This window comes from Dyella sp. 2HG41-7, assembly GCF_021390675.1.
GTDB lineage: Bacteria > Pseudomonadota > Gammaproteobacteria > Xanthomonadales > Rhodanobacteraceae > Dyella_B.
Genome location: NZ_JAJEJV010000004.1, coordinates 2676117 through 2698461 on the forward strand (window position 1 = coordinate 2676117; position 22345 = coordinate 2698461).

19 protein-coding genes and 3 tRNA genes are annotated in these 22345 nt (G+C 60.5%); 6 read left to right on the forward strand and 16 right to left on the reverse strand.

The features are described from left to right. Positions 1-243: 243 nt before the first annotated feature. The 11 genes from L0U79_RS13250 to L0U79_RS13300 all read right to left on the reverse strand — a co-directional run bounded on the left by L0U79_RS13250 (position 244) and on the right by L0U79_RS13300 (position 9017). Positions 244-317: transfer RNA gene (locus L0U79_RS13250), tRNA-Cys, on the reverse strand. An 83-nt stretch (positions 318-400) separates the two neighbouring features. Next, positions 401-476, reverse strand: a tRNA-Gly gene (locus L0U79_RS13255). Between the two features lie 146 nt (positions 477-622). Further along, a tRNA-Gly gene (locus L0U79_RS13260) sits at positions 623-698 on the reverse strand. A 37-nt stretch (positions 699-735) separates the two neighbouring features. Next, positions 736-1356, reverse strand: a complete 621-nt coding sequence (gene pgsA / locus L0U79_RS13265; RefSeq protein WP_233842744.1) for a CDP-diacylglycerol--glycerol-3-phosphate 3-phosphatidyltransferase — start codon at positions 1354-1356, stop codon at positions 736-738. Between the two features lie 43 nt (positions 1357-1399). Next, positions 1400-3226, reverse strand: coding sequence for an excinuclease ABC subunit UvrC (gene uvrC / locus L0U79_RS13270; protein WP_233842745.1), 1827 nt, complete (start codon positions 3224-3226; stop codon positions 1400-1402). Between the two features lie 54 nt (positions 3227-3280). Beyond that, the gene (locus L0U79_RS13275; protein ID WP_233842746.1) at positions 3281-3763 is read right to left on the reverse strand and encodes a low molecular weight protein-tyrosine-phosphatase; all 483 of its coding nucleotides are present in this window, start codon (positions 3761-3763) and stop codon (positions 3281-3283) included. Continuing rightward, on the reverse strand, positions 3745-4518 hold the full coding sequence (kdsB, locus tag L0U79_RS13280; protein ID WP_233842747.1) for a 3-deoxy-manno-octulosonate cytidylyltransferase: 774 nt from the start codon (positions 4516-4518) through the stop codon (positions 3745-3747). The genes L0U79_RS13275 and kdsB overlap by 19 nt, the downstream gene beginning before the upstream one ends. 79 nt (positions 4519-4597) lie before the next feature. Further along, a complete protein-coding gene (gene aroA / locus L0U79_RS13285; RefSeq protein ID WP_233842748.1) occupies positions 4598-5905 on the reverse strand; it encodes a 3-phosphoshikimate 1-carboxyvinyltransferase in 1308 nt (435 codons plus the stop codon). Further along, entirely contained in the window at positions 5902-6990 is a 1089-nt protein-coding gene (pheA, locus tag L0U79_RS13290) for a prephenate dehydratase (RefSeq protein ID WP_233842749.1), read from the reverse strand. Before pheA ends, aroA begins: the two co-directional genes overlap by 4 nt. A gap of 86 nt (positions 6991-7076) precedes the next feature. Beyond that, the gene (serC, locus tag L0U79_RS13295; RefSeq protein WP_233842750.1) at positions 7077-8162 is read right to left on the reverse strand and encodes a 3-phosphoserine/phosphohydroxythreonine transaminase; all 1086 of its coding nucleotides are present in this window, start codon (positions 8160-8162) and stop codon (positions 7077-7079) included. Between the two features lie 84 nt (positions 8163-8246). Then, positions 8247-9017 (reverse strand): FHA domain-containing protein, encoded by a 771-nt coding sequence (locus L0U79_RS13300; RefSeq protein ID WP_233842751.1) that lies wholly within the window; start codon positions 9015-9017, stop codon positions 8247-8249. Positions 9018-9114: 97 nt separating this feature from the next. Here L0U79_RS13300 and L0U79_RS13305 point away from each other — a divergent pair, with 97 nt between their 5' ends. Further along, entirely contained in the window at positions 9115-9393 is a 279-nt protein-coding gene (locus tag L0U79_RS13305) for a polyhydroxyalkanoic acid system family protein (RefSeq protein ID WP_233842752.1), read from the forward strand. Between the two features lie 88 nt (positions 9394-9481). Continuing rightward, positions 9482-9700, forward strand: coding sequence for a translation initiation factor IF-1 (gene infA, locus L0U79_RS13310; RefSeq protein ID WP_233842753.1), 219 nt, complete (start codon positions 9482-9484; stop codon positions 9698-9700). Between the two features lie 80 nt (positions 9701-9780). Here infA and clpA read toward each other — a convergent pair whose 3' ends face one another. Together clpA and clpS are read right to left on the reverse strand one after the other, a co-directional pair. Beyond that, complete coding sequence (gene clpA / locus L0U79_RS13315) at positions 9781-12051, reverse strand: ATP-dependent Clp protease ATP-binding subunit ClpA (protein WP_233842754.1); 2271 nt, start codon at positions 12049-12051, stop codon at positions 9781-9783. Between the two features lie 119 nt (positions 12052-12170). Further along, on the reverse strand, positions 12171-12497 hold the full coding sequence (gene clpS, locus L0U79_RS13320) for an ATP-dependent Clp protease adapter ClpS (protein WP_233842755.1): 327 nt from the start codon (positions 12495-12497) through the stop codon (positions 12171-12173). Between the two features lie 167 nt (positions 12498-12664). On the opposite strand from clpS, the gene L0U79_RS13325 reads away from it, so the two are divergent. From L0U79_RS13325 to hflD, 3 genes are read left to right on the forward strand one after another with little or no spacing between them, the layout of a single operon-like run. Continuing rightward, positions 12665-13156, forward strand: a complete 492-nt coding sequence (locus L0U79_RS13325; protein ID WP_233842756.1) for an NUDIX hydrolase — start codon at positions 12665-12667, stop codon at positions 13154-13156. Then, the gene (mnmA, locus tag L0U79_RS13330) at positions 13153-14280 is read left to right on the forward strand and encodes a tRNA 2-thiouridine(34) synthase MnmA (RefSeq protein WP_345778436.1); all 1128 of its coding nucleotides are present in this window, start codon (positions 13153-13155) and stop codon (positions 14278-14280) included. Before L0U79_RS13325 ends, mnmA begins: the two co-directional genes overlap by 4 nt. Before the next feature lie 10 nt (positions 14281-14290). Next, the gene (gene hflD, locus L0U79_RS13335; protein WP_233842757.1) at positions 14291-14914 is read left to right on the forward strand and encodes a high frequency lysogenization protein HflD; all 624 of its coding nucleotides are present in this window, start codon (positions 14291-14293) and stop codon (positions 14912-14914) included. Positions 14915-14918: 4 nt separating this feature from the next. Here the strand turns inward: hflD and L0U79_RS13340 are convergent, their stop codons facing one another. Continuing rightward, positions 14919-15818, reverse strand: a complete 900-nt coding sequence (locus tag L0U79_RS13340) for a LysR family transcriptional regulator (protein ID WP_233842758.1) — start codon at positions 15816-15818, stop codon at positions 14919-14921. Positions 15819-16045: 227 nt separating this feature from the next. After that, entirely contained in the window at positions 16046-18637 is a 2592-nt protein-coding gene (acnB, locus tag L0U79_RS13345) for a bifunctional aconitate hydratase 2/2-methylisocitrate dehydratase (protein ID WP_233842759.1), read from the reverse strand. A gap of 395 nt (positions 18638-19032) precedes the next feature. Here acnB and acnA point away from each other — a divergent pair, with 395 nt between their 5' ends. Next, complete coding sequence (gene acnA / locus L0U79_RS13350; protein ID WP_233842760.1) at positions 19033-21771, forward strand: aconitate hydratase AcnA; 2739 nt, start codon at positions 19033-19035, stop codon at positions 21769-21771. Positions 21772-21830: 59 nt separating this feature from the next. Here acnA and L0U79_RS13355 read toward each other — a convergent pair whose 3' ends face one another. After that, positions 21831-22265, reverse strand: a complete 435-nt coding sequence (locus tag L0U79_RS13355; protein WP_233842761.1) for a hypothetical protein — start codon at positions 22263-22265, stop codon at positions 21831-21833. Positions 22266-22345: the final 80 nt, after the last annotated feature.

Consider the following 22345-nt stretch of genomic DNA (forward strand, 5'->3'; position numbering starts at 1 on the left):
TACTACCGGAAATCGAAATGTAGCAGGGGAATTGCGTGAAAAACGGCGAAATTCCCAGATTTGCATACCGACAATTCAGCAACGCTACGTCGTGCGTATTGCTTCACATTTTTTTGATCGCATATGGTGTTGGGAGTGCGATCGAGTCGATTTGCTCGAAAAGTGGCAAGCATCCTGCAATGACAAAGCGCATAAATTGCGCGCAATAAAAAACCGCCCGAAGGCGGCTTCAACGTTGCGCAATGGAGGCCAGGGTCGGAATCGAACCGGCGTACACGGCTTTGCAGGCCGCTGCATGACCACTCTGCCACCTGGCCATTGCGCTAAACCGTAGCCATGATAGGCCAGGGTCAGAGCTTTAAAAAACAAAACCTCGGCTCACCGAGGTTTTGCTTGAATCTGGAGCGGGAAACGAGACTCGAACTCGCGACCCCGACCTTGGCAAGGTCGTGCTCTACCAACTGAGCTATTCCCGCATCGGAGCATGTAACTATAGCAGAACCCGGTTAGAAGTGAATAGCCGCGCCTGCTTTTTTTCAGTAATTCAAGCAACTTGCCGCACATGCTTGACGTATTAATACAACACGGCCCCGAAGCTGGCTTCAGGGCCGTGTTTGAAATCTGGAGCGGGAAACGAGACTCGAACTCGCGACCCCGACCTTGGCAAGGTCGTGCTCTACCAACTGAGCTATTCCCGCATCGGAGCCGCGCATTTTAACGTGTGAAACAAAACCGTCAAGCGTTTCTGTCTTGTTCGGGTGTGGACGCCACGTGGGATGGCGCCTCATCCCGCAAAGCCGGCCACGCCGCGCGCAGGTAATACAGGCCCGACCAGATGGTCAATACGCCGGCCAGCACCAGCAAACCTTCGCCGATGTGATACAGCCGCAGCGCTTCGGCATCTTTTTCGTGCTGCAAGATCAGCACGATCAACGCCACCATCTGCATTACGGTTTTCAGTTTACCGATAAATGCCACGCGCACCGTGGCGCGCATGCCGATTTCCGCCATCCACTCGCGCAACGCCGAGACGCTGATCTCGCGCCCGACAATAATCGCCGAGGTAATCGCCATCACGATGCCGGACCAATCGCCTCGATGCGAGGCCACTAGCATGAACAACGTCACCGCCACCATCAGCTTGTCGGCTACCGGATCGAGAAAAGCTCCGAACTTGGAGATCATATTCAAGCGGCGCGCGAGATAGCCGTCGAGCCAATCGGTAATGCCCGCCAACGCGAACACGATGGCGGCCGTGATGTTATGGCCACGAAACGGTAGATAAAACACCAGCACCATCACCGGCAGCAGCGCTACACGGAACAGCGTGAGCCAAGTCGGTAGATTGATGCGCATGGGCTCCTTCCGATTTGTGTCAGTGTCGCACGAGTCGATGGGATCACGCATGGAGTGCGTCATAAATACGCTCGGCGAGGCCGCGATCGATGCCTTTCACTTGCATCAATTCCTCGACGCCCGCCGCCTCCACGCCTGCCAGGCCGCCAAACGCTTTCAACAGTGCCGCACGGCGCCGTGCGCCGACGCCTTGCACGTCTTCCAGCACGCTGCGTTCGCGCGCCTTCTCGCGGCGTTTGCGGTGTCCGCTGATGGCGAAGCGATGCGATTCGTCACGCACCGCGGCCACCAAATGCAGCGCGGGCGACGTGGGGCCAGGATGAATCTCGCGATGGGATCCGGCCAAGATCAGTGTTTCTTCACCGGCCCGTCGTCCTGGTCCCTTCGCGACGCCGACGACCTCGATACCGCTAATCCCGAGTTCGGCCAGCACGTCCAACGCCTGGGCTACTTGGCCAGTGCCGCCATCGATCAAAAGAATATCCGGACGCGCGCCCTCGCCTTCCGCCACTTTGCGGAAGCGGCGCGTGAGCGCCTGATGCATGGCGGCATAATCGTCGCCCGGCGTGATGCCTGAGATGTTGAAGCGACGATAATGCGATTTCTCCGGCCCTTCCGGTCCGAACACCACGCAAGACGCCACCGTAGCCTCGCCTCGCGTGTGGCTGATGTCGAAACATTCGATACGTTTCGGTGGTTCGTCCAGGCCCAGCACGTTCTGCAGATCGTCGAAGCGCGCGCCCAACGTCTGGCGACTGGCGATGCGCGAGGTAAGCGATGCTTGCGCGTTGCGCTCGGCCATTTGCAGAAATTGCGCGCGGTCGCCGCGAACCCGCGTTTTGATTTCCACCGCGTGACCGCATTGCTGCGCCAGCATCTCAGCGATCAGCTGCTCATCGGCGATGGATTCGCCGAGAATGATTTCGCGCGGCACCGGGCGGTCGAGGTAATACTGCGCGACGAACTGCGCCAACACATCGGCAGGATCGGCGTCCAGCGGAAGGCGTGGATAAAAATCGCGCGTACCCAAGCTGATACCGTTGCGGAAGAACAGCACGCTGACGCATGCGATACCCGATTCGATGCGGCAAGCGATCACGTCCATATCGGCCGTCGCGCCTTGCACGTGATTTTGTGCGTGAAGTTTACGCAACGCGGCGATCTGGTCGCGCAAACCGGCTGCGCGTTCGAAATTCAGCGCAGTGCTGGCCTGCTCCATCCCCACCACAAGCTCGTCGATCACGGCGCTGCTGCGGCCATCCAGGAACATTTCCACGTGGCGCACGTCGTTGCGATAGTCCTCCGGGCTGATAAGCCCCACGCAAGGACCCGTGCAGCGACCGATTTGGTATTGCAGGCACGGACGCGAGCGATTGCGAAAATAGCTGTCTTCGCATTGCCGCACCTTGAATAGCTTTTGCATCAGATTAAGGCTTTCGCGCACGGCAAAAGCGCTGGGAAACGGGCCAAAAAATCGACCAGGCTGATTGCGCGCACCGCGATGGAAGGCGAGACGCGGATACTCCTCGCCGCCCGACAGATAGATGTACGGGTAACTTTTGTCGTCGCGCAGCAAGATGTTGTAGCGGGGCTTCAGCGCCTTGATCAGCTGCGATTCCAACAGCAGCGCCTCGGCCTCCGTGCGCGTTACGGTGATTTCGCATCGAGCGATCTGGGACACCATCGCCGCGATGCGCGGTTCCATCCGCGGCTTAAGAAAGTAGCTGCCGACGCGCTTTTTTAGGTTGCTGGCCTTGCCCACATAAAGCAGATCGCCGCCCTCGTCGAAGTAACGATAGACGCCGGGAGACGTGGTAAGCGTGCTGACGAAGACCTTGCCGTCGAAGGCCTGGGGAGGAGCGGGCTGCATGGGAATGATTTTAGCCCGAATGGCGAAATTCCAACCCCCGCCATCGGAAATAGTTCAACCACCGCGTAGGCGTTTGATCAATCCTTCGACACCCTTTTCGGCCAGCGCGACCGATCGCGCGAAATCTTCCGGCTCACCGTAGTAAGGATCGGGGAAATCATGAGGCGGCGCCGCGCTAGTCCATTCCAAAAACAGCGCCAAACGATCATGGGCCGAACGGTTAGAGGCCGCGCGCATGTCGCGAAGATTTTTTCCGTCCATCGCCAGCAGCAAGTCGTAGTGCTCGAAATCGGCGGCGGCCAGCTGCCGGGCACAATGAATCTCCAATTCATAACCTGCGTTGGCCGCCGCCGCGCGCATGCGGGTGTCGGCCTGCTCGCCGACATGCCAATTGCCGGTGCCCCGCGAAGCTACCTCGATATCGAGTCCGGCATCGGCCAGATGCTTGCGCGCAACGCCCTCGACCAGCGGCGACCGGCAAATATTGCCCAGACAGACGAACAATACGCGGCGAACGGTCACCGGCTGCTTGCCCACGCTTCGGCGCGCTGCAGATCGGCTTCGGTATCGATGCCCGGCGGAAAAGGCTCAGGCGTCAAACGAACCGCGATCGGATAACCATGTTCGAGCACGCGCAGTTGTTCCAACGATTCGGCCTGCTCCAGCGGCGTGCGCGCCAGGCTCGTGTATTGCTGCAAGAAACCTGCGCGATACGCATAGATCCCGATATGCCGAAGAAACGGGAATGCTTCAGGCAACGTCTGTCGATCTGCCGCAAAAGCATCGCGCGCCCAAGGCAGCGGCGCGCGGCTGAAATACATCGCCCGCCCCTGTGATGAGCTGACCAGCTTGACGACATTGGGGTCGAACAACTCATGCGCATCGGTGATTGGCGTGGCAAGCGTCGCCATCGGCGCGCTGTCTTCGGACAACGCTCGCGCCACTTCTTGAATGCCGGCAGCCGGCGCAAACGGTTCGTCGCCCTGAAGGTTCACAACGATGGTGTCCGAAGACCAGCCGTAATACGCGGCGCACTCGGCCAGACGATCACTGCCCGACGCGTGATCGCTGCGGGTCATGCAGACGTCCACATTGTGATTCGCTAATGCGTCGGTGATGCGCTCGTCGTCCGTCGCCACGACGACTTGCGTTGCGCCGGCCAACAAGGCGCGCTGCGCAACGCGGACGACCATCGGAATGCCTGCGATCGTGCGCAAGGGCTTGCCCGGGAGACGCGTCGAGCCGTAACGAGCGGGGATCGCAACGATGAAAGCGGGTTTCTGGGCGGACATGGCGTGTTTATGGTGGAAACCGCAAAGTCTAATCGCTTGTCGCTCGACAGCGACAAGCGATTAGCCGTACCCGACAAGATTAGCGCAAGACGAATCCGCAGCTATTGGCCAGCTCCAAAAATCCCGGGAACGACGTGGCGACATTCGCGCAGTCGCCGATAGTCACGGGGCCTTGCGCGACGAGCCCGGCGACGGCAAAACTCATGGCGATGCGATGATCGCCGTGACTGTTCACCTCGCCACCGCCAATCGCTCCACCGTCAATGATGGCGCCGTCCGGCGTTTCTTCGATACGAACGTCGAGCGCGCGCAATCCGGCGGCCATGGTCGCGATGCGATCCGACTCCTTGACGCGCAACTCCGCCGCGCCACGAACAACGGTACGACCTTTTGCCACCGCCGCCGCGACAAACAACGCGGGAAATTCGTCGATCATGTCCGGCACCAGCGCCTCGGGCAGTTCGATGCCATGCAACGGCGCGTAGCGAACCACCAGATCGCCCACCGATTCGCCGCCGCTTTCGCCTTCGTTCTCGACGCGAATATCGGCGCCCATCAAGCGCAACGCTTCCAGCAAACCGGTGCGCCGAGGATTCAAACCCACCGCGGGCAAACGCAATTCCGAGCCAGGCAGAACGCTCGCCGCAACCAGGAAAAACGCCGCCGAAGAAAAATCCGCCGGTACCACCACGTCGGTCGCACGCAAACGATGGCTGCCTTCGAGCTTGGCGTGACCTGGCGAAAACTCAACCGGCCAACCGAATGCGGCGAGCATGCGTTCGGTGTAATCGCGCGTCGGATGCGGTTCGATCACTTCCGTGCTGCCTTGCGCATACAAGCCGGCCAGCAGCAATGCGGATTTCACCTGGGCGCTGGCGACCGGCAGTTCATAGCGAATGCCGTGCAACGCGCTGCCTCCATGGACGCGTAGCGGCGGCAAACCTTCCTGACTGTCGATCTTCGCACCCATTTTCGCGAGCGGATCGGTGACGCGCCGCATCGGCCGCTTGGAAAGCGATTCGTCGCCGATCAGTGTGCTGTCGAAGGACTGCCCCGCGAGCAGCCCCGTCAGCAGACGCATGCCGGTACCGGCGTTACCGCAATCGAGCGGCTTGTTCGATGCGCGCAAACCGTGCAAACCCACGCCGCGCACGATGCGTTCGCCTGGCGATGGCGCTTCGATCGAAACGCCCAATTGCGCCAAGACTGCCGCCGTCGCGCGCGTGTCCTCGCCTTCCAGAAAACCGCGGATATGCGAGGTGCCTTCGGCAATCGCCGAAAGCATCATGGAACGATGCGACACCGATTTGTCGCCCGGTACGACGACCGTACCGCGCAACGCCGTAGCGGGTCGACTGACCCAATCCAAACGCTGTGCTCCGCTCATGGCAAGGCCACCGGGTACGAACCGAGCACACGTACCTGAGTAGCCATCGGCCCCATGTCCTTCAATGCGGCTTGCAACGCCGCATCGTCGATATGGCCGGAGACATCGATAAAGAATGCGTACTGCCATTTGCCGGTGTGCGCCGGCCGAGATTCAATGCGATTCATGCTGACATCGTGCTTGGCGAACGGGCTCAAGACGTCATAAAGCGCGCCCGGTTTATCGTTGACCGTAATAAGCAGCGAGGTGCGGTCGTTGCCCGAGGGCGGAAAGAGCGAGCGCCCGATCACCAGGAATCGCGTGGTGTTGTCGGCGCGATCTTCGATCGCCTGCGCGACGGTTTTCAAACCGTATACCTTCGCGGCGGTGGCGCCGGCGATCGCTGCTGCATCGTCGGCGTGACGCGCCAGGCGCGCGCCCTCCGCGTTGCTATGCACGGCAATACACTCGGCCTCCGGCAAATTCACGCGCAACCACGTCTTGCACTGCTGCAACGACTGCGCATGACCGTAGACGCGCTTGATGCCCTGCAACGTATCCTTTTGCGAGAGCAGACACTGGTGTACGCGCAACTCCACTTCGCCGCAGATGCGCGCTTCGGACGTGAGAAACATGTCCAAGGTCATCTGGATCATGCCTTGCCCGGAGTTCTCCACCGGCACGATGCCGAAATCCGCGTGGCCGGCGGCGACTTCCTGGAAAACTTCCTCGATGCTCCCGAGAGGCAGCCCATAGGCCGCGTGACCGAAATGCTTGCGCACGGCCTGTTCGCTAAACGTGCCTTCGGGTCCGAGGTAGCCCACTTTGAGCGGATCTTCCTGCGCAAGGCAGGAGGACATGATTTCGCGGAACAACCGCACCATTTCGGCATCGGAAAGCGGGCCGTGATTGCGATCCACCACCATGCGCAGCACATGCGCTTCGCGTTCGGGTCGGTAATAGTCGATCGCGGAAAGCCCCTCACCTTTCACTTTGGCCACTTGGCGGGCCCAGTTGGCGCGCTCGGAGATCAGCTCCTGGATCTGCCGATCGATGCTGTCGATGCGCTCCCGCGCTTGCGTCAGCGATAGCTTGGGGTCGTTCATGCGATGGATGTCCAAACGTAAAGATGTCTATCTACGACACATAGTGCCTGAAATGCGCCGGGTTGTCCGGTCCGGGCGTCTGCGGGTTAACCGTGGCGACGCGCAAAATCGCGCATAAAGTCCACCAAGGCCTGCACGGCTTCCAACGGAACCGCGTTGTAAAGCGAAGCGCGCATGCCGCCCAAGGCCTTGTGCCCCTTGAGCGCCAGCAGCCCTGCCGCTTCCGATTCCTGCAAAAATGCGGCGTCGAGCGCGCTGTCGTGCAGGGTAAAAGGAATGTTCATGCGGGACCGTACCGCGGGATCGATCGGGTTGCGGTAATAGCCGCCGGAGCCGTCGATGGTTCCGTAAAGCAACTCGGCTTTTTGCCGATTGCGCTCGCCCATGACGGCAAGCCCCCCGTTTTCCTTCAACCACTGAAAGGTCAGTCCGGCGAGATACCAGCCCCAGGTATTGGGTGTGTTGAGCATGGAGTCGTTGGCAGCGTGCTCGGCATAGCGAAAAATCTTCGCCATCGGGCGCGTCGGACGCTCGAGCAAATCGCGGCGGATGATCATCAGCACCAGGCCGGACGGCCCGATATTTTTTTGCGCGCCGGCGTAGATCAACCCAAATCGGCTGACGTCGACGGGACCCGACAAAATATCGGAAGACATATCCGCGACCAAGGGCACCGATCCCACGTCCGGCACGTGCTGGAATTGCACGCCATGGATCGTTTCGTTAGTGGCGATATGCGCATACGACGCCGCAGGATCGAGCTGCCACGTATCGCGCGGCGCCATATGCAGATAGCCGTCGGCTTTGCTGGTAGCGGCGACATGCACGCGCACATATGGCGCCGCTTCATTCGCAGCCTTTTCGCTCCAATGGCCGGTAACGATGTAGTCGGCGCTGTCGCCTTCCCGTGCAAGGTTCATGGGAATCTGCGCGAAATGCTGCGTGGCCCCGCCCTGCTCGAACAGTACGGCGTAATGGGAAGGAATGCCCATCAGCTCGCGAAGGTCCGCCTCGACCTGCTGGGCCATGGCGATAAAGCGTTTGCCGCGGTGCGACTGTTCCATCACAGACGCGCCGCTGCCGTTCCAATCCAGCAGTTCGCGCTGCGCGCGCTCTAGCACTGGCAAGGGCAATGCCGCCGGCCCCGCGCTGAAATTCCAAAGCCTGCTCACGCGCCCGTTCCTGTCATGGGTGATCGTCGCATTATGCCGCGACGCAGCAACGCGACGTCAATGGCGTGTGGCCATATGGCTTTGTCAGGTATGCAGCAGCAAAAGCAACGCGATGCCCAACGCGATCACGGCGGCGGTGGCGATCAACCACCAGACTTCGCCGCGCGGGCCAGCGACGTCTTCCGGCAAGGGATCGGCGTCCGCAGGGGGTGCGACGATCTCCGGCTCGGGCTCGAGCCCCGGGGCATCGATCAAAAAGCGATGCATGCCCAGGCCGATATGATCCCCCGGCAGCAGCACCGTTTCTCGTACGGCGGTACCGTTCACCCGCACCGGGTAGCGGGACTCGACCGCCTGGGTGGTTTCCAAGCGCAACTGGCCATCGCGCCAGAAAATGGCAACGCTGGCGTTTTCGTCTTGCGGCAGATCCAACGGCACCCGTCCCTGCGCCCCGAGCTCCAAACTTTCGACCAGCGCGATCACCTGCCCGGACAGCGGCCCCGCCACGGCGCGCAATGCCACTGTGCAGCGGTCCTGCTCGGGCATGTCGGGCGACGCGCGCCCTGTGGGAACGTCATCCGAGCAGAACAACATCCGACAATCGCCAACGCTCAAGGTATCGCCCGCACGCAGAATCGCGCGTTCGCGCACCGGCCGCGCGTTGACGTAAATGCGCGTGGCCTCCGGCAGCACATCAAGCACCCAACCACGACGGTCGAGACTGATCAGCAAGTGTTTGGGTGCAGCCTGGTTCGCCGCAAGAATAAGGTCGTTATCGGGGTCGCTCCCGATGCGCAAATGCGCCTGGTTCCAGCGGAAAACCGCCCGGTTTGAGTGAGGGAACTCGATGCGCATGAAATGACCAACGACGTGACGGCGCGACTCTACCAGAACTGCAAAAAATATCGTCAAAGTACCTTTATCATGTACGGTTTAGCCGTTGAGTTTCATCATGCCCAGCATCGATATCCGCCGTCCGCATCGCCTGTCTCCCACCGAAGCTCATGCTGTCATCGACAGCGTCGCTGCGCGCATGCGGGAAAAATTCGACGTCAAGACGCAATGGCAGAACGAGACGCTGACCTTCGAGCGCTCCGGCATTCAAGGAAAAATCGCCGTCGGCGCCGATGAAATCCACGTGACCGCCCAGCTCGGCATGCTGTTTTCGCCGCTCAAAGGCATGATCGAACAGGAAATCCGGCGCAAATTGGACGAGCATTTCGCCGGGTAGACGCCCCGCTTCTTTGACCCGACACGGAAACGTGGCATAATTAAAGGCTTACGCGGCCATGGTGGCCTGCGCGCATCTCCCGGAACGCATGGCCAAAGACGACGTCATTGAAATGGATGGCACGGTTGTAGAAACCCTGCCCAATACCATGTTTCGAGTAAGGCTGGAAAACGGCCATACCGTGATTGCTCACATCTCGGGCCGTATGCGCAAGCACTACATCCGCATTCTGACCGGCGACAAGGTAAAGGTGGAAATGACGCCTTACGACCTCACCAAGGGTCGCATCACCTATCGCATGAAGTAAGCATCGGTTTTGGCGCCCGGCGCCACCCGATAAAAAAGCCGCGCAGATGCGCGGCTTTTTTTTGTTGCAACAACGCGCGATCAGGTGATGGTCGCAGGCACCGGTTCGGCGGTTTCGGTGTTCACCTGCAACTCGCCGTCGCGCACGCTCAGCATCACCTTGCCGCCCTCGGCAAGCTTGCCGAACAGCAACTCGTCGGCGAGGACGCGCTTGATCTTCTCCTGGATCACGCGAGCCATCGGACGTGCGCCCATCTGCGGATCGAACCCGTGCTCGGCCAGCCAACGACGCGCATCCGCATCGACGTCCAGCGCCACATGCTTCTCGCCAAGCTGCGACTCGAGCTCGATCAGGAACTTATCGACCACGCGCAGGATGTGCTCGAAGTCCAGCGGATTGAACTGGATGATGGCATCCAGACGATTGCGAAACTCGGGCGTGAAGGTACGGCGGATCACTTCCTTCGAATCCATCGAGTGGTTCTGCTTCACGAAACCGATGCTACGACGCGACGCTTGCTGCGCACCGGCATTGGTGGTCATCACCACGATCACGTTCTTGAAATTCGCTTCGCGACCGTTGGTATCCGTCAGCACGCCGCGATCCATGACCTGCAACAGGATGTTGAACACGTCCGGATGCGCTTTTTCGATCTCATCCAGCAACAGCACCGCATGCGGATGCTTGGTGACGGCTTCCGTAAGCAGGCCTCCCTGGTCGAAACCGACATAACCCGGAGGTGCACCCACCAGACGCGAGACCGAATGCGCTTCCATGTACTCGGACATGTCGAAGCGGATCATCTCGATGCCGAGCTGCATCGCCAATTGCTTGGTCACTTCCGTCTTGCCCACGCCAGTTGGGCCGGCAAGCAGGAAGCAGCCAATCGGCTTGGATGGATCGGCCAGGCCCGAGCGCGCCATCTTGATCGACGCGGCGAGCGCCTCGATGGCAGGATCCTGACCAAACACGACCATCTTGAGGTTGCGTTCCAGATTCTTCAGCACGTCGCGATCGGACGCCGACACCTGCTTGGCGGGAATGCGCGCCATCTTGGCGACGATGTATTCCACTTCCGGCACGTCCACCTTGCCGGTGCGTTGATCGACCGGCAGCAAACGCTGACGCGCACCCGCTTCGTCGATCACGTCGATGGCCTTGTCCGGCAGCAGACGATCCGGAATGTGCTTCACCGAAAGATCGACGGCGGCCTTCAGCGCTTCCAACGTGTAGGACACGTTGTGATGCTCTTCGAAGCGCGACTTCAAACCTTTGAGAATTTCCAGACTGTCGGCGACGCTGGGTTCGACCACGTCGATCTTCTGGAAGCGACGCGCCAGCGCGCGGTCTTTTTCGAAGATTCCGCGGAATTCCTGGAACGTGGTGGAACCGATGCAGCGCAACTCGCCCGACGCAAGCATCGGCTTGATCAGGTTGCTGGCGTCCATCGTGCCGCCCGACGCCGAACCCGCACCGATGATGGTGTGGATTTCGTCGATAAACAAAATCGCGCCCTGCTGCTTCTTGAGCTGAGCGATGACGGCTTTCAGGCGCTTTTCGAAATCGCCGCGATACTTGGTGCCCGCCACCAGCGCGCCCAGATCGAGCGCCCAGATCGTGGCGCTTTCCAGCACCTCCGGCACTTCGCCGTCGACGATGCGCTTGGCCAGACCTTCGGCGAGCGCCGTTTTGCCCACGCCAGCCTCGCCGACGTAGAGCGGATTGTTCTTGCGGCGGCGGCACAGCACCTGGATGGTGCGTTCGATTTCGTCCTGGCGGCCGATCAGCGGATCGATCTTGCCTTCCAGCGCGAGTTCGTTGAGGTTGGTGGCGTATTCGCTGAGCGGATTGCCCTTGCCCTCACCGCCTTCCTCGGCATCGCGCTCGCTGCCCGAAATGCTGTTGGGCGACTCGTCGCCGATCTTGGCGATGCCGTGCGAAATGTAGTTGACCACATCAAGGCGCGTAATTTCCTGCTGATGCAGGAAATACACGGCGTGTGAATCTTTCTCACCGAAAATTGCGACCAGCACGTTGGCGCCGGTGACTTCTTTTCGACCGGACGATTGCACGTGATACACCGCGCGCTGCAACACGCGCTGGAATCCCAGCGTCGGCTGCGTATCGCGCTCGTCCCCGTGCGGCAATACCGGCACGGTCTCGGCGATGATTTTTTCCAATTCGTGAGTGAGACGCGGCAGATCCGCGCCGCATGCGCGCAGAGCACCGAGCGCGGACTGATTTTCCGTAAGGGCGAGCAGGAGGTGCTCCACGGTCATAAACTCGTGTCGCTGCTCGCGGGCCTGCTTGTAGCACTGGCCGATGGTGACTTCGAGATCCTTGCTGAACATCCGGACCTTCTCCACTGCAATGTTGGGGCGGCTTTATCGCGATTGATGCAAGATGGGGGCCAACAAGGTGTGAATCAATGTCTTCGCCGTCACGATAACGCCGAAACGCTGAATTGTCCTCACACCTTTTCCATCGTGCATAAAAGAGGGTGCTGGTTGGCACGTGAATATTCGTTCACCTGCGTGACTTTGGTTTCTGCCACTTCTCGGGTGAACACCCCGCACACGCCCTTACCGCGAGTGTGTACATGCAACATGATTTGTACGGCTTTCTCCTGGTCCATGCCAAAGAACGTACGCAATACCTCGACCACAAAGTCCATCGGCGTGAAATCGTCGTTTAACAACAACACCTGAAACAGCGGCGGTCGCGCCACCTCAGGCTTGGATACTTCGACGGTAAGCCCATGTCCACCGCCTTGTTCTTGATCTGATTCGTTCGCCATGCTTTACCGGTTAGTGCTTGTTTTGGCTTCAGTATACGCCCGGGCTCTGGGACGCCTGTGTGGATTCAATCAAAGCATCCCTAGTGTGCTACCGAGCGATGGCGCTTGATGTAATGGCACAATAACGCCATTTCCAGTGCCTCCCCGGGCGCATGGCCCCCTTTACGATGACAGAACCCAAAAGCCCGAATAACGACGTTTGGCGCCCGCATGTGACCGTCGCCTGCGTCGTGGCCGACCGCGACCGCTACCTGATGGTGGAAGAGGAGGTCGGCGGTTGCGTGGCTTATAACCAACCTGCGGGTCATTTGGATGACTTCGAAAGCCTCCAGCACGCGGCCGTGCGCGAAACACGCGAAGAGACCGGCTGGACGGTGGCGCTGACACACCTGATCGGCGTCCATCAGTGGCGCAGCAAGGAGCATGGCGACGTTGTCGTCCGCTTCACGTTCGCCGCCAAGCCTTTAAGCCACGATCCTCATCAACCGCTCGATACCGGCGTCCGCCGCGCCTTGTGGATGACCCGCGAGGACATCGCCGGCTTAGGCGAACGCCTGCGCAGCCCGATGATTCTCATGAGCATCGACGATTGGCTCGCAGGCCAGCGACTGCCGTTGTCCGTCATCGCCAATCTCATGCCCAGCGGAGGCATGCCGTGAAAGTGATGCTGGGCATCTCGGGCGGCGTCGACTCCTCGGTGGCCGCCTTGCTGCTGCAACAGGCCGGCCACGAGGTGGAAGGCTTGTTTATGCAGAACTGGGAAGAAGACGACCGCAACGGCCCTTGCACTGCGGATGTGGACCGCAAAGACGCCGTCGCCGTCTGCGGCCGACTCGGCATCCCTTTTCACGCGCGCAATTTCGCCGCCGAATACTGGGATGGCGTCTTCGAGCATTTTCTTTCCGAATATCGCGCGGGCCGCACACCGAATCCCGATGTGCTTTGCAACCGCGAAATCAAGTTCAAAACCTTTCTCGACGAAGCACGCGCGCTGGGCGCGGAAAAGATCGCCACCGGGCATTACGCGCGCGTAGACAGCCTCAACGGTCGTTTTCGCCTGTTGCGCGCCGTCGACGCCAGCAAAGATCAAACCTATTTCCTGCACGCTTTGGGGCAGCAACAACTCGCCTTTACGTTATTTCCGATCGGCGAAATCGAAAAGTCCAAAGTCCGCGACATGGCGCGCGACGCGGCGCTGCCGACGCACGCGAAAAAAGATTCGACCGGCATCTGCTTTATCGGCGAGCGCGATTTCCGTCAATTTCTGACGCAGTACATCCCTGCCCGGCCCGGCGAAATGCGCAACCCGGACGGCCATCTGATCGGCGAGCATCAGGGCGTGATGTATTACACCCTGGGCCAACGCAACGGTCTCGGTATCGGCGGCCGTCAAAATACCGGCGGCGAGCCGTGGTACGTGGTCGGCAAGGATGTCGCGCGGAACGTGCTCTACGTGGCCCAAGGCGGCGAGAATGAGTGGCTGCAGTCCCTGCGGCTGATCGCCGAAACCCCAACCTGGGTGGCCGGCGAGCCGTCGGCCAGGGAATTTCGTTGCACCGCCAAAACCCGCTACCGACAGCACGATCAGGCGTGCGTGGTGTCCATACACGGCGATCAACTGGAAGTTCGGTTCGACGAGCCGCAACGCGCCGTGACGCCCGGCCAATCGGTGGTGTTCTACGCCGGCGACGAATGCCTGGGTGGCGCCGTGATCGCCGCAACCGATGCCGCGTACGGCGGCCTCCCCCATTCCACTGCAGAGAGTATGACGCAGCGTGCTTGAAGCTTTCGCCATGAACGAAGAGCGCGTACTGGCGCTCGCCGGGTTGTTTCAGGCCTCCGCCCTGGCGCATCAACTCGCCAACGAGGGACGCTGCGACGATCTCGCGCTCGACGCCAGCTTGGCCAGTGTGTTTCGCATCGACTCGCCGTCGGTTGTCGGCGTGTACGGCAGCGTGTCGGGCATTCGCATGGGTTTGCGTACGTTGATTACGCAACTGGACGAAAGCGGTCGCGATATGGCGATCACGCGCATGGTGGTGACGATCATGCGACTGGAGCGCAGCCTGGGGCATCGCAAGGACCTGCTCGATCAATTGCAGCAAGGCATCGTCTCCGCCAAACGGCAAGTGGAGCATTTCGGCCTCAATTCGCCGCAGGTTTCCAGCCGCCTCGCGGAACTCTACGCAAGCACGTTATCCACGTTGCGACCGCGCGTGATGGTCACAGGCAATCCACAATGGCTACAGCAGCCCGCCATGGTGGAACGCGTACGCGCCAGCTTGTTGGCGGCGGTGCGTTCGGCGGTGTTGTGGCGGCAGATCGGCGGTCGTCAGTGGCAATTGCTGGTGCATCGTCGGCAATGCAGCATGCTGGCGCGCGGGCTGCTTACCGGCACTACGTTGGATAATCGCTGAGCGGCTACGCGTTATCGATCAGGCGCAGGCCCGGGCGCTGTTTGGCCAGTTTGCGCAGCAGATCGGCAAACGCTTGCAGATCGCTGTGCCAAGGCGATGCTTCGCGCCAATAGAGCGCTATTTCACGCCCCGGCGTCGAACCTTTGATCTTCGCCAACGCGATGTCCGGCATCGAAGCGAGCCGATCGTGCGCGAGCGCAGGTACGAGCGCATGCCCGCCGCGCAGCGTGACTAGGGCGGCGAGACTTTCGAGGCTCACGTCCTGCACATAACCCTCGCCATCGGCGTGGCTCTCCGACATCAAAATTGCTTGGCTGGCGTCGAGTTGCTCCATGGAAACGGAGCGTTTGCCGGCTAACGGATGATCGGCGCGCAGCAACACTTCCCACGGCTCGAAGAACAGTGGCCGCATCGCAATGCCACTGACCGCCGCAACGGGCGGCGCCAACACCGCATCCAATTCGCCTTCGTTCAAGCGTCGAAGCAGTCCGCGCGGCTTGCCTTCCGACAAGCTCAAACGCGCGCCGGGAAAATGCTGCGGAAACGGCTCGATCAAATGCGGCAGCAAATACGGCCCCAAGGTCGCCAACACACCGAGTCGCAATTCGCCGCCGAACGCGGTTTCGCCTGCGCGTGCGGCTTGCTGCAAATGTTCGGCGGCCAGGAGCACTGCATCGATCTGTTCCAACAGACGCTTGCCACCCGCGGTCGGCACGACGCGTCGACCGCCGCGCTCGAACAACGGAGCGCCAAGCGCCTGTTCCACTTTTTGCACTTGATGCGACAAACCCGATGGGCTGATGTGCATGGCCCGCGCTGCGCTGTTGAAACTTCCATGCCGGTGCACGGCCTGCACCAGAATCAGGTCGCGTAGCGAAACGGCGGATAGGTGAGAAGAGATCATCGCGCAAGCATAAACGACTGCGCGGACCACCAGCTCCCTCTCCCCTTCGGGACGCGGGGAGCGGCCATGGATGGCCGCGCTTTGAGGAGCGAGGAAGAGGGTTGGGGTGAGGGGTCACTCTTGCGGAAAAATAGAAATCGGAGCACCGCTCTTATGGGGTGTGAGGCAAGCTTTGGCCCCTCACCCTGCCCTCTCCCCGGAGGGGAGAGGGATTCGACATCACACGCTTATGCGCTGACCGTATCGGCCACTTCCTTGAAATCGGCGATCTGATCGAAGTTCATGTAACGATAGATCTTTTCGCCGTTGGCGTTGATCACGCCGATATCGGTCATGTATTCCTGCTTGGTCGGGATGCGACCCAGACGCGAGCAGATCGCGGCCAGCTCGGCCGAACCCAGATACACGTTAGTGTTCTTGCCCAGACGATTCGGGAAGTTGCGGGTGGAGGTGGAGAACACCGTTGCACCTTCGCGCGCCTGCGCCTGGTTGCCCATGCACAGCGAGCAACCCGGCATTTCCATACGCGCGCCAGCGGTGCCGAGCACGCCGTAGTGGCCTTCTTCGGTGAGCTGCTTCTGGTCCATCTTGGTCGGCGGAGCCACCCACAAGCGGGTCGGAATATCGCGCTTGCCTTCCAGCAACTTCGACGCGGCGCGGAAGTGACCGATGTTGGTCATGCACGAACCGATAAACACTTCGTCGATCGCGGCGCCGGCGACGTCGGAAAGGGTTTTCACGTCGTCCGGATCGTTCGGGCACGCCACGATAGGCTCGTGCACGTCAGCCAGATCGATTTCGATCACGGCGGCGTATTCGGCATCCGCATCGCGTTCCAGCAATTGCGGGCTGGCAAGCCATGCTTCCATCGCCTTGATGCGACGCTGCAGGCTGCGCGCATCCTGATAGCCCTGGGCGATCATGTATTTCAGCAAGGTGATGTTCGAGTTGAGGTACTCGATGATCGGTTCTTTGTTGAGATGCACCGTGCAACCGGCCGCCGAACGTTCGGCGGACGCATCGGAAAGCTCGAACGCCTGCTCCACTTTCAGATTCGGCAGACCTTCGATTTCAAGGATGCGGCCGGAGAAGATGTTCTTCTTGCCCTGCTTGGCGACCGTGAGCAAATCCTGCTTGATCGCGTACAGTGGAATCGCATTGACGAGATCGCGCAGCGTCACGCCCGGCTGCAGTTCGCCCTTGAAGCGAACCAGCACGGATTCCGGCATATCCAGCGGCATCACGCCCGTGGCGGCTGCGAAGGCCACCAGGCCCGAGCCGGCCGGGAACGAAATACCGATCGGGAAACGCGTGTGGCTGTCGCCGCCGGTGCCGACGGTGTCGGGCAGCAACATGCGATTGAGCCAGGAGTGGATCACGCCGTCGCCCGGACGCAGGCTGATACCGCCGCGCGTGGAGATAAAGGCGGGCAGGTCGTGGTGCGTCTTCACATCCACCGGTTTCGGATACGCCGCGGTGTGGCAGAACGACTGCATCACCAGATCGGCAGAGAAGCCCAGGCACGCCAGATCCTTCAGCTCGTCGCGCGTCATCGGACCGGTGGTGTCCTGCGAACCCACGGACGTCATCTTGGGTTCGCAATACGTGCCCGGACGAACGCCCTTGCCTTCCGGCAGACCGCAAGCGCGACCGACCATCTTCTGCGCCAGCGTGTAACCCTTGCCGGTGTCGGCGGGATTCTGCGGCAGACGGAACAACTCGGACGGCGGCAGGCCCAGCGCTTCGCGCGCCTTGCCGGTGAGACCGCGGCCGATGATCAACGGAATGCGGCCGCCGGCGCGCACTTCGTCGAACAGCACATCCGACTTCACCTGGAATTCGGCGATCACTTCGCCGTTCTTGAGCGCCTTGCCTTCGTACGGACGCAGCTCGACAACGTCGCCCATGTCCATCTTGGAGACATCGAGTTCGATCGGCAGCGCGCCCGCGTCTTCCATCGTGTTGTAGAAGATCGGCGCGATCTTGCTGCCCAGGCACACGCCGCCGAAGCGCTTGTTCGGGATGAACGGAATATCTTCGCCCGTCCACCACAGCACGGAGTTGGTGGCTGACTTGCGGCTGGAACCGGTGCCGACCACATCGCCGACGTAGGCCACGAGATGGCCTTTCTGCGCGAGATCCTGCACCAGCTTGATCGGGCCGCGCTTGCCGTCTTCTTCCGGTTGGAACGGCGCGCCGTCGCGCTTGTTCTTCAACATCGCCAGCGCGTGCAGCGGGATGTCCGGACGCGTGGTGGCGTCGGGCGCCGGCGAGAGGTCGTCGGTGTTGGTTTCGCCGGGCACCTTGAACACGGTGATGGTCATGCTTTCCGGCACGGCGGGGCGGCTGGTGAACCATTCCGCATCGGCCCAGCTTTGCAGCACGGATTTCGCGTTGGCGTTGCCCTTGTCCGCCTTTTCTTTGACGTCGTGGAAGGCGTCGAACATCAGCAGCGTTTTCTTCAACGCTTCGCCTGCGATACCGCCGACCTGCGCATCATCGAGCAGCTCGATCAACGGATGGATGTTGTAACCGCCGAGCATGGTGCCGAGCAGTTGTGTCGCCTTTTCGCGGCTGATCAGCGCGCATTTTTCCGTACCGAACGCCACGGCGGCGAGATAAGACGCTTTGACCTTGGCCGCATCGTCCACGCCGGCAGGCACACGGTTGGTGATCAAATCGACGAGGAACGCTTCTTCGCCTGCAGGCGGGTTCTTCAGCAATTCGATCAGGTCGGCGGTCTGCGGGGCCGACAACGGCAGCGGGGGAACACCCAGCGCAGCGCGCTCGGCGACATGTTGGCGATAGGCGTTGAGCATGTGATCCGTCCTGTGGCTGACAAAGGGGTTGCCTCCGCGGGCATGCGGATGCGTCCCGGTTGATTCGTTTTCGGCATGGCCGCTGCCCGGGCGGGGCTGGGGATGTAGCCCGCCTTGATGCCGTGTCGTGCGTTGTTTCAGCTATATATTTTGCCAGCCGCGCCGCCGTTGCCGCAATCCAATACGGTGTTTCCGGCTGCGTTCGAAATCTTGCAATGCAATCGTGGCGAAATGGCCGGGAAGCGCCTTGCGGCGGATTCGATTTGGCCCAAACTCCGCGACATCCCCACGACGGACGACGACCCGCCTTTCAATTCCCCTAACGTTCGCTGCTTTAGCATTGATCTGTTACGCAGCGCGCGTCCTCCAGATTTCAAGCAACAGGAGCAACTCCCATGCTGGACTCATTCGCCACCCGCGACACGCTCAAGGTCAAAGGCAGCTCGTATCACATCGCCAGCCTTACGAAGCTCGGCGAGCGCTTCGATCTGAAGCATCTGCCTTACTCGATGAAGATCCTGCTGGAAAACTTGTTGCGCCACGAGGACGGCGTCAACGTCACCAAAAAGGAAATCGAGGCGGTCGCCAAGTGGGACCCAAAGGCCGAGCCGGATACGGAAATTTCCTTTATGCCCGCCCGCGTGGTGCTGCAAGATTTCACCGGCGTCCCGTGCGTGGTGGATTTGGCCGCGATGCGCGACGCCGTGGTGAAGCTGGGCGGCGATGCGAAACAGATCAATCCGCTCGCGCCAGCCGAACTGGTGATCGATCATTCCGTGCAAGTGGATGCGTTCGGATCGCCGTCGTCACTTGAGAAAAATGTCGAAATCGAGTTCGAGCGCAACCACGAGCGCTACTCGTTCCTGCGCTGGGGACAAAAAGCGTTCAACAATTTCAAAGTAGTGCCGCCGCGCACCGGCATCGTGCATCAGGTGAATCTTGAGCATCTTGCACGCGTGGTGTTCACCGGCAAGAAAGACGGCGCGGATTGGGCGTATCCCGATACGGTATTCGGCACCGACTCGCACACCACGATGGTCAACGGCCTCGGCGTGCTGGGCTGGGGCGTTGGCGGTATCGAAGCGGAAGCGGCGATGCTGGGTCAGCCTTCATCCATGCTGATCCCACAAGTCGTCGGGTTCAAACTCATCGGCAAACTTTCCGAGGGCGTCACCGCAACCGATCTGGTTCTCACCGTCACGCAGATGCTGCGCAAGCACGGCGTGGTGGGCAAGTTTGTGGAATTCTTCGGCGAAGGTCTCAAGCATCTTCCGCTGGCAGATCGCGCGACGATCGGCAACATGGCGCCGGAATACGGCGCGACCTGCGGCATTTTCCCGATCGATCAGGAAGTGTTGAATTATCTGCGCCTTTCCGGCCGCAGCGAAGATCACATCGAGTTGGTGAAAGCGTACGCGCAAGCACAAGGTTTGTGGCACGACGAACACACGCCGCATGCGCAATTCTCCGCCACGCTGGAACTCAATCTCGTCGACGTCAAACCCTCGATGGCCGGCCCCAAGCGCCCGCAAGATCGCGTCTTGCTGGAAGACGTAAAAAAGAGCTTCCACGAGAGCCTCAGCACGCTCACCGCAGGACGGAAGAACGGCAGCGAAGCGCGTTTCGCCAACGAAGGCGGCGGCACCGCCGTCGGCCACGACATGAGCGCGTTGGCCAAAGGCCCGCATGTGTCGATGAAGGGCGAAGAATTTCATTTGCAAGATGGCGCGGTGGTGATCGCGGCGATCACCTCGTGCACGAATACATCGAACCCCGCCGTGATGCTGGCTGCCGGCCTGGTCGCCAAGAAAGCCGCCGCAAAAGGATTGAAAGCCAAGCCTTGGGTAAAGACATCGCTGGCGCCCGGCTCGCTGGTGGTGACGGATTATCTGGAAAAAACCAGCCTGCTGAAGGAGCTCGAAAAAGTCGGCTTCTATCTCGTGGGCTACGGCTGCACCACTTGCATCGGCAACTCCGGCCCGCTGCCTGAGGAAATCAGCAAAGGCATTGCTGAAGGCGATCTCGCCGTTGCATCGGTGCTGTCGGGCAATCGCAATTTCGAAGGCCGCGTGCATCCGGAAGTAAAGATGAATTATCTGGCGTCGCCGCCGTTGGTGGTGGCATATGCGTTGGCGGGCTCGCTGGATGTGAATCTAGCCAACGATCCGCTCGGTACGGGTAGCGATGGCAAACCGGTTTATTTGAAAGACGTCTGGCCAAGCAACAAGGAAATTTCGGACGTGATTGCCGGCGCGATCAATCCCGAGATGTTCACCAAGAACTACGCCGACGTGTTCAAAGGCGACAGTCGTTGGAACCAGATCGCATCGCCCGAAGGTTCGGTCTACAAGTGGAACGACTCTACGTACATCAAGAACCCGCCCTACTTCGACGGCATGACCATGGAAACGGGCAAAATCGCGGACATTCATGGCGCGCGTGTCTTGGGCTTGTTCGGCGACTCGATCACCACCGATCATATTTCGCCTGCCGGCTCGATCAAGAAAGACAGTCCCGCAGGGCGCTTCCTGATTTCCAAAGGCGTGGAGCCGAAGGATTTCAATTCGTACGGATCGCGTCGCGGCAACGATGACGTGATGGTGCGCGGTACGTTCGCCAACATCCGTATTAAAAACCTGATGCTGGATGGCGTGGAAGGCGGTTACACGCAGTACGTGCCTTCGGGCGAACAGATGGCCATCTACGACGCGGCGATGAAATACAAAGCGGACCACACGCCGTTAATCGTGCTGGCCGGAAAGGAATACGGCACCGGTTCTTCCCGCGACTGGGCCGCCAAGGGCACGCTGCTGTTGGGCGTCAAAGCCGTGATCGCCGAGAGTTTCGAGCGCATCCATCGCTCCAACCTCGTCGGCATGGGCGTGCTGCCCTTGCAATTCAAAGATGGCGAAAGCGCCAAATCGCTTGGCCTGACCGGCAAGGAGACATTCGAAATCACCGGGCTCGACGATGGCAACGCCAAAGAAGCGAAAGTTGTCGCCAAGAGCGACAAAGGCGAAAAAACGTTCACCGTAAAAGTGCTGCTGCTCACGCCCAAAGAGCGCGAGTTCTTCCGCCACGGCGGCATCCTGCAATATGTGCTGCGTCAATTAGCGAGCAAGAAAGCGGCTTGATCCATCATGTCCGAGGCTCCTTTGGATTTAACCGAAGGAGCCTCGAACGGCTGTCGCCATTAAAGCTGTTGCGTCCAGGTGGCTTCGTAACATCGCCAATCGCGGCCCTCTCGACGCCAAGCCGTTTCCACCTGATAGACGCCCAGTTGCGACGGAAACAATTTTCCGCCGCTGGTCAGCGTCACCGTGAAATCCGCCACGTACCGGTCGCCGCGCGGTTGCACATCCACTGGTCCCAACACGGCGTGGAGCGTCTCCCCGCGAAGTTTCGCCAGTCGCAACATGTTGCCCAGGTCTTGCTTGGTCATGGCGCCACGGTCGCCGTCGAAATCATCGGTAAGTTGCCCCATTACGCCTGACGGATCGACCTGCTCAGCAGCATGGGCGGTCGCGTCGATGGCCTGCCGGATCAACACCTCGTCCGGCACGCGATGACACGCGGCAACGAGTACCGTCAACAAAACCAATAGCGAAAGTCGGGACAGATTTGTCATGGTCCGCACCTGTGAACTCCCCTTGCGCATCTCGCTGCGTCGCGGCTTGCCGCTGTACGCTGGCGTATGCTCCAATGCTT

Excerpts from the sequence above, each read along its gene's own strand:
- pgsA (WP_233842744.1), bottom strand. The coding sequence starts at position 1,356 with ATGCGCATCAATCTACCGACTTGGCTCACGCTGTTCCGTGTAGCGCTG.
- uvrC (WP_233842745.1), bottom strand. The coding sequence starts at position 3,226 with ATGCAGCCCGCTCCTCCCCAGGCCTTCGACGGCAAGGTCTTCGTCAGC.
- kdsB (WP_233842747.1), bottom strand. The coding sequence starts at position 4,518 with ATGTCCGCCCAGAAACCCGCTTTCATCGTTGCGATCCCCGCTCGTTAC.
- aroA (WP_233842748.1), bottom strand. The coding sequence starts at position 5,905 with ATGAGCGGAGCACAGCGTTTGGATTGGGTCAGTCGACCCGCTACGGCG.
- pheA (WP_233842749.1), bottom strand. The coding sequence starts at position 6,990 with ATGAACGACCCCAAGCTATCGCTGACGCAAGCGCGGGAGCGCATCGAC.
- L0U79_RS13300 (WP_233842751.1), bottom strand. The coding sequence starts at position 9,017 with ATGCGCATCGAGTTCCCTCACTCAAACCGGGCGGTTTTCCGCTGGAAC.
- L0U79_RS13305 (WP_233842752.1), top strand. The coding sequence starts at position 9,115 with ATGCCCAGCATCGATATCCGCCGTCCGCATCGCCTGTCTCCCACCGAA.
- infA (WP_233842753.1), top strand. The coding sequence starts at position 9,482 with ATGGCCAAAGACGACGTCATTGAAATGGATGGCACGGTTGTAGAAACC.
- clpA (WP_233842754.1), bottom strand. The coding sequence starts at position 12,051 with ATGTTCAGCAAGGATCTCGAAGTCACCATCGGCCAGTGCTACAAGCAG.
- clpS (WP_233842755.1), bottom strand. The coding sequence starts at position 12,497 with ATGGCGAACGAATCAGATCAAGAACAAGGCGGTGGACATGGGCTTACC.
- L0U79_RS13325 (WP_233842756.1), top strand. The coding sequence starts at position 12,665 with ATGACAGAACCCAAAAGCCCGAATAACGACGTTTGGCGCCCGCATGTG.
- hflD (WP_233842757.1), top strand. The coding sequence starts at position 14,291 with ATGAACGAAGAGCGCGTACTGGCGCTCGCCGGGTTGTTTCAGGCCTCC.
- L0U79_RS13340 (WP_233842758.1), bottom strand. The coding sequence starts at position 15,818 with ATGATCTCTTCTCACCTATCCGCCGTTTCGCTACGCGACCTGATTCTG.
- acnB (WP_233842759.1), bottom strand. The coding sequence starts at position 18,637 with ATGCTCAACGCCTATCGCCAACATGTCGCCGAGCGCGCTGCGCTGGGT.
- acnA (WP_233842760.1), top strand. The coding sequence starts at position 19,033 with ATGCTGGACTCATTCGCCACCCGCGACACGCTCAAGGTCAAAGGCAGC.
- L0U79_RS13355 (WP_233842761.1), bottom strand. The coding sequence starts at position 22,265 with ATGACAAATCTGTCCCGACTTTCGCTATTGGTTTTGTTGACGGTACTC.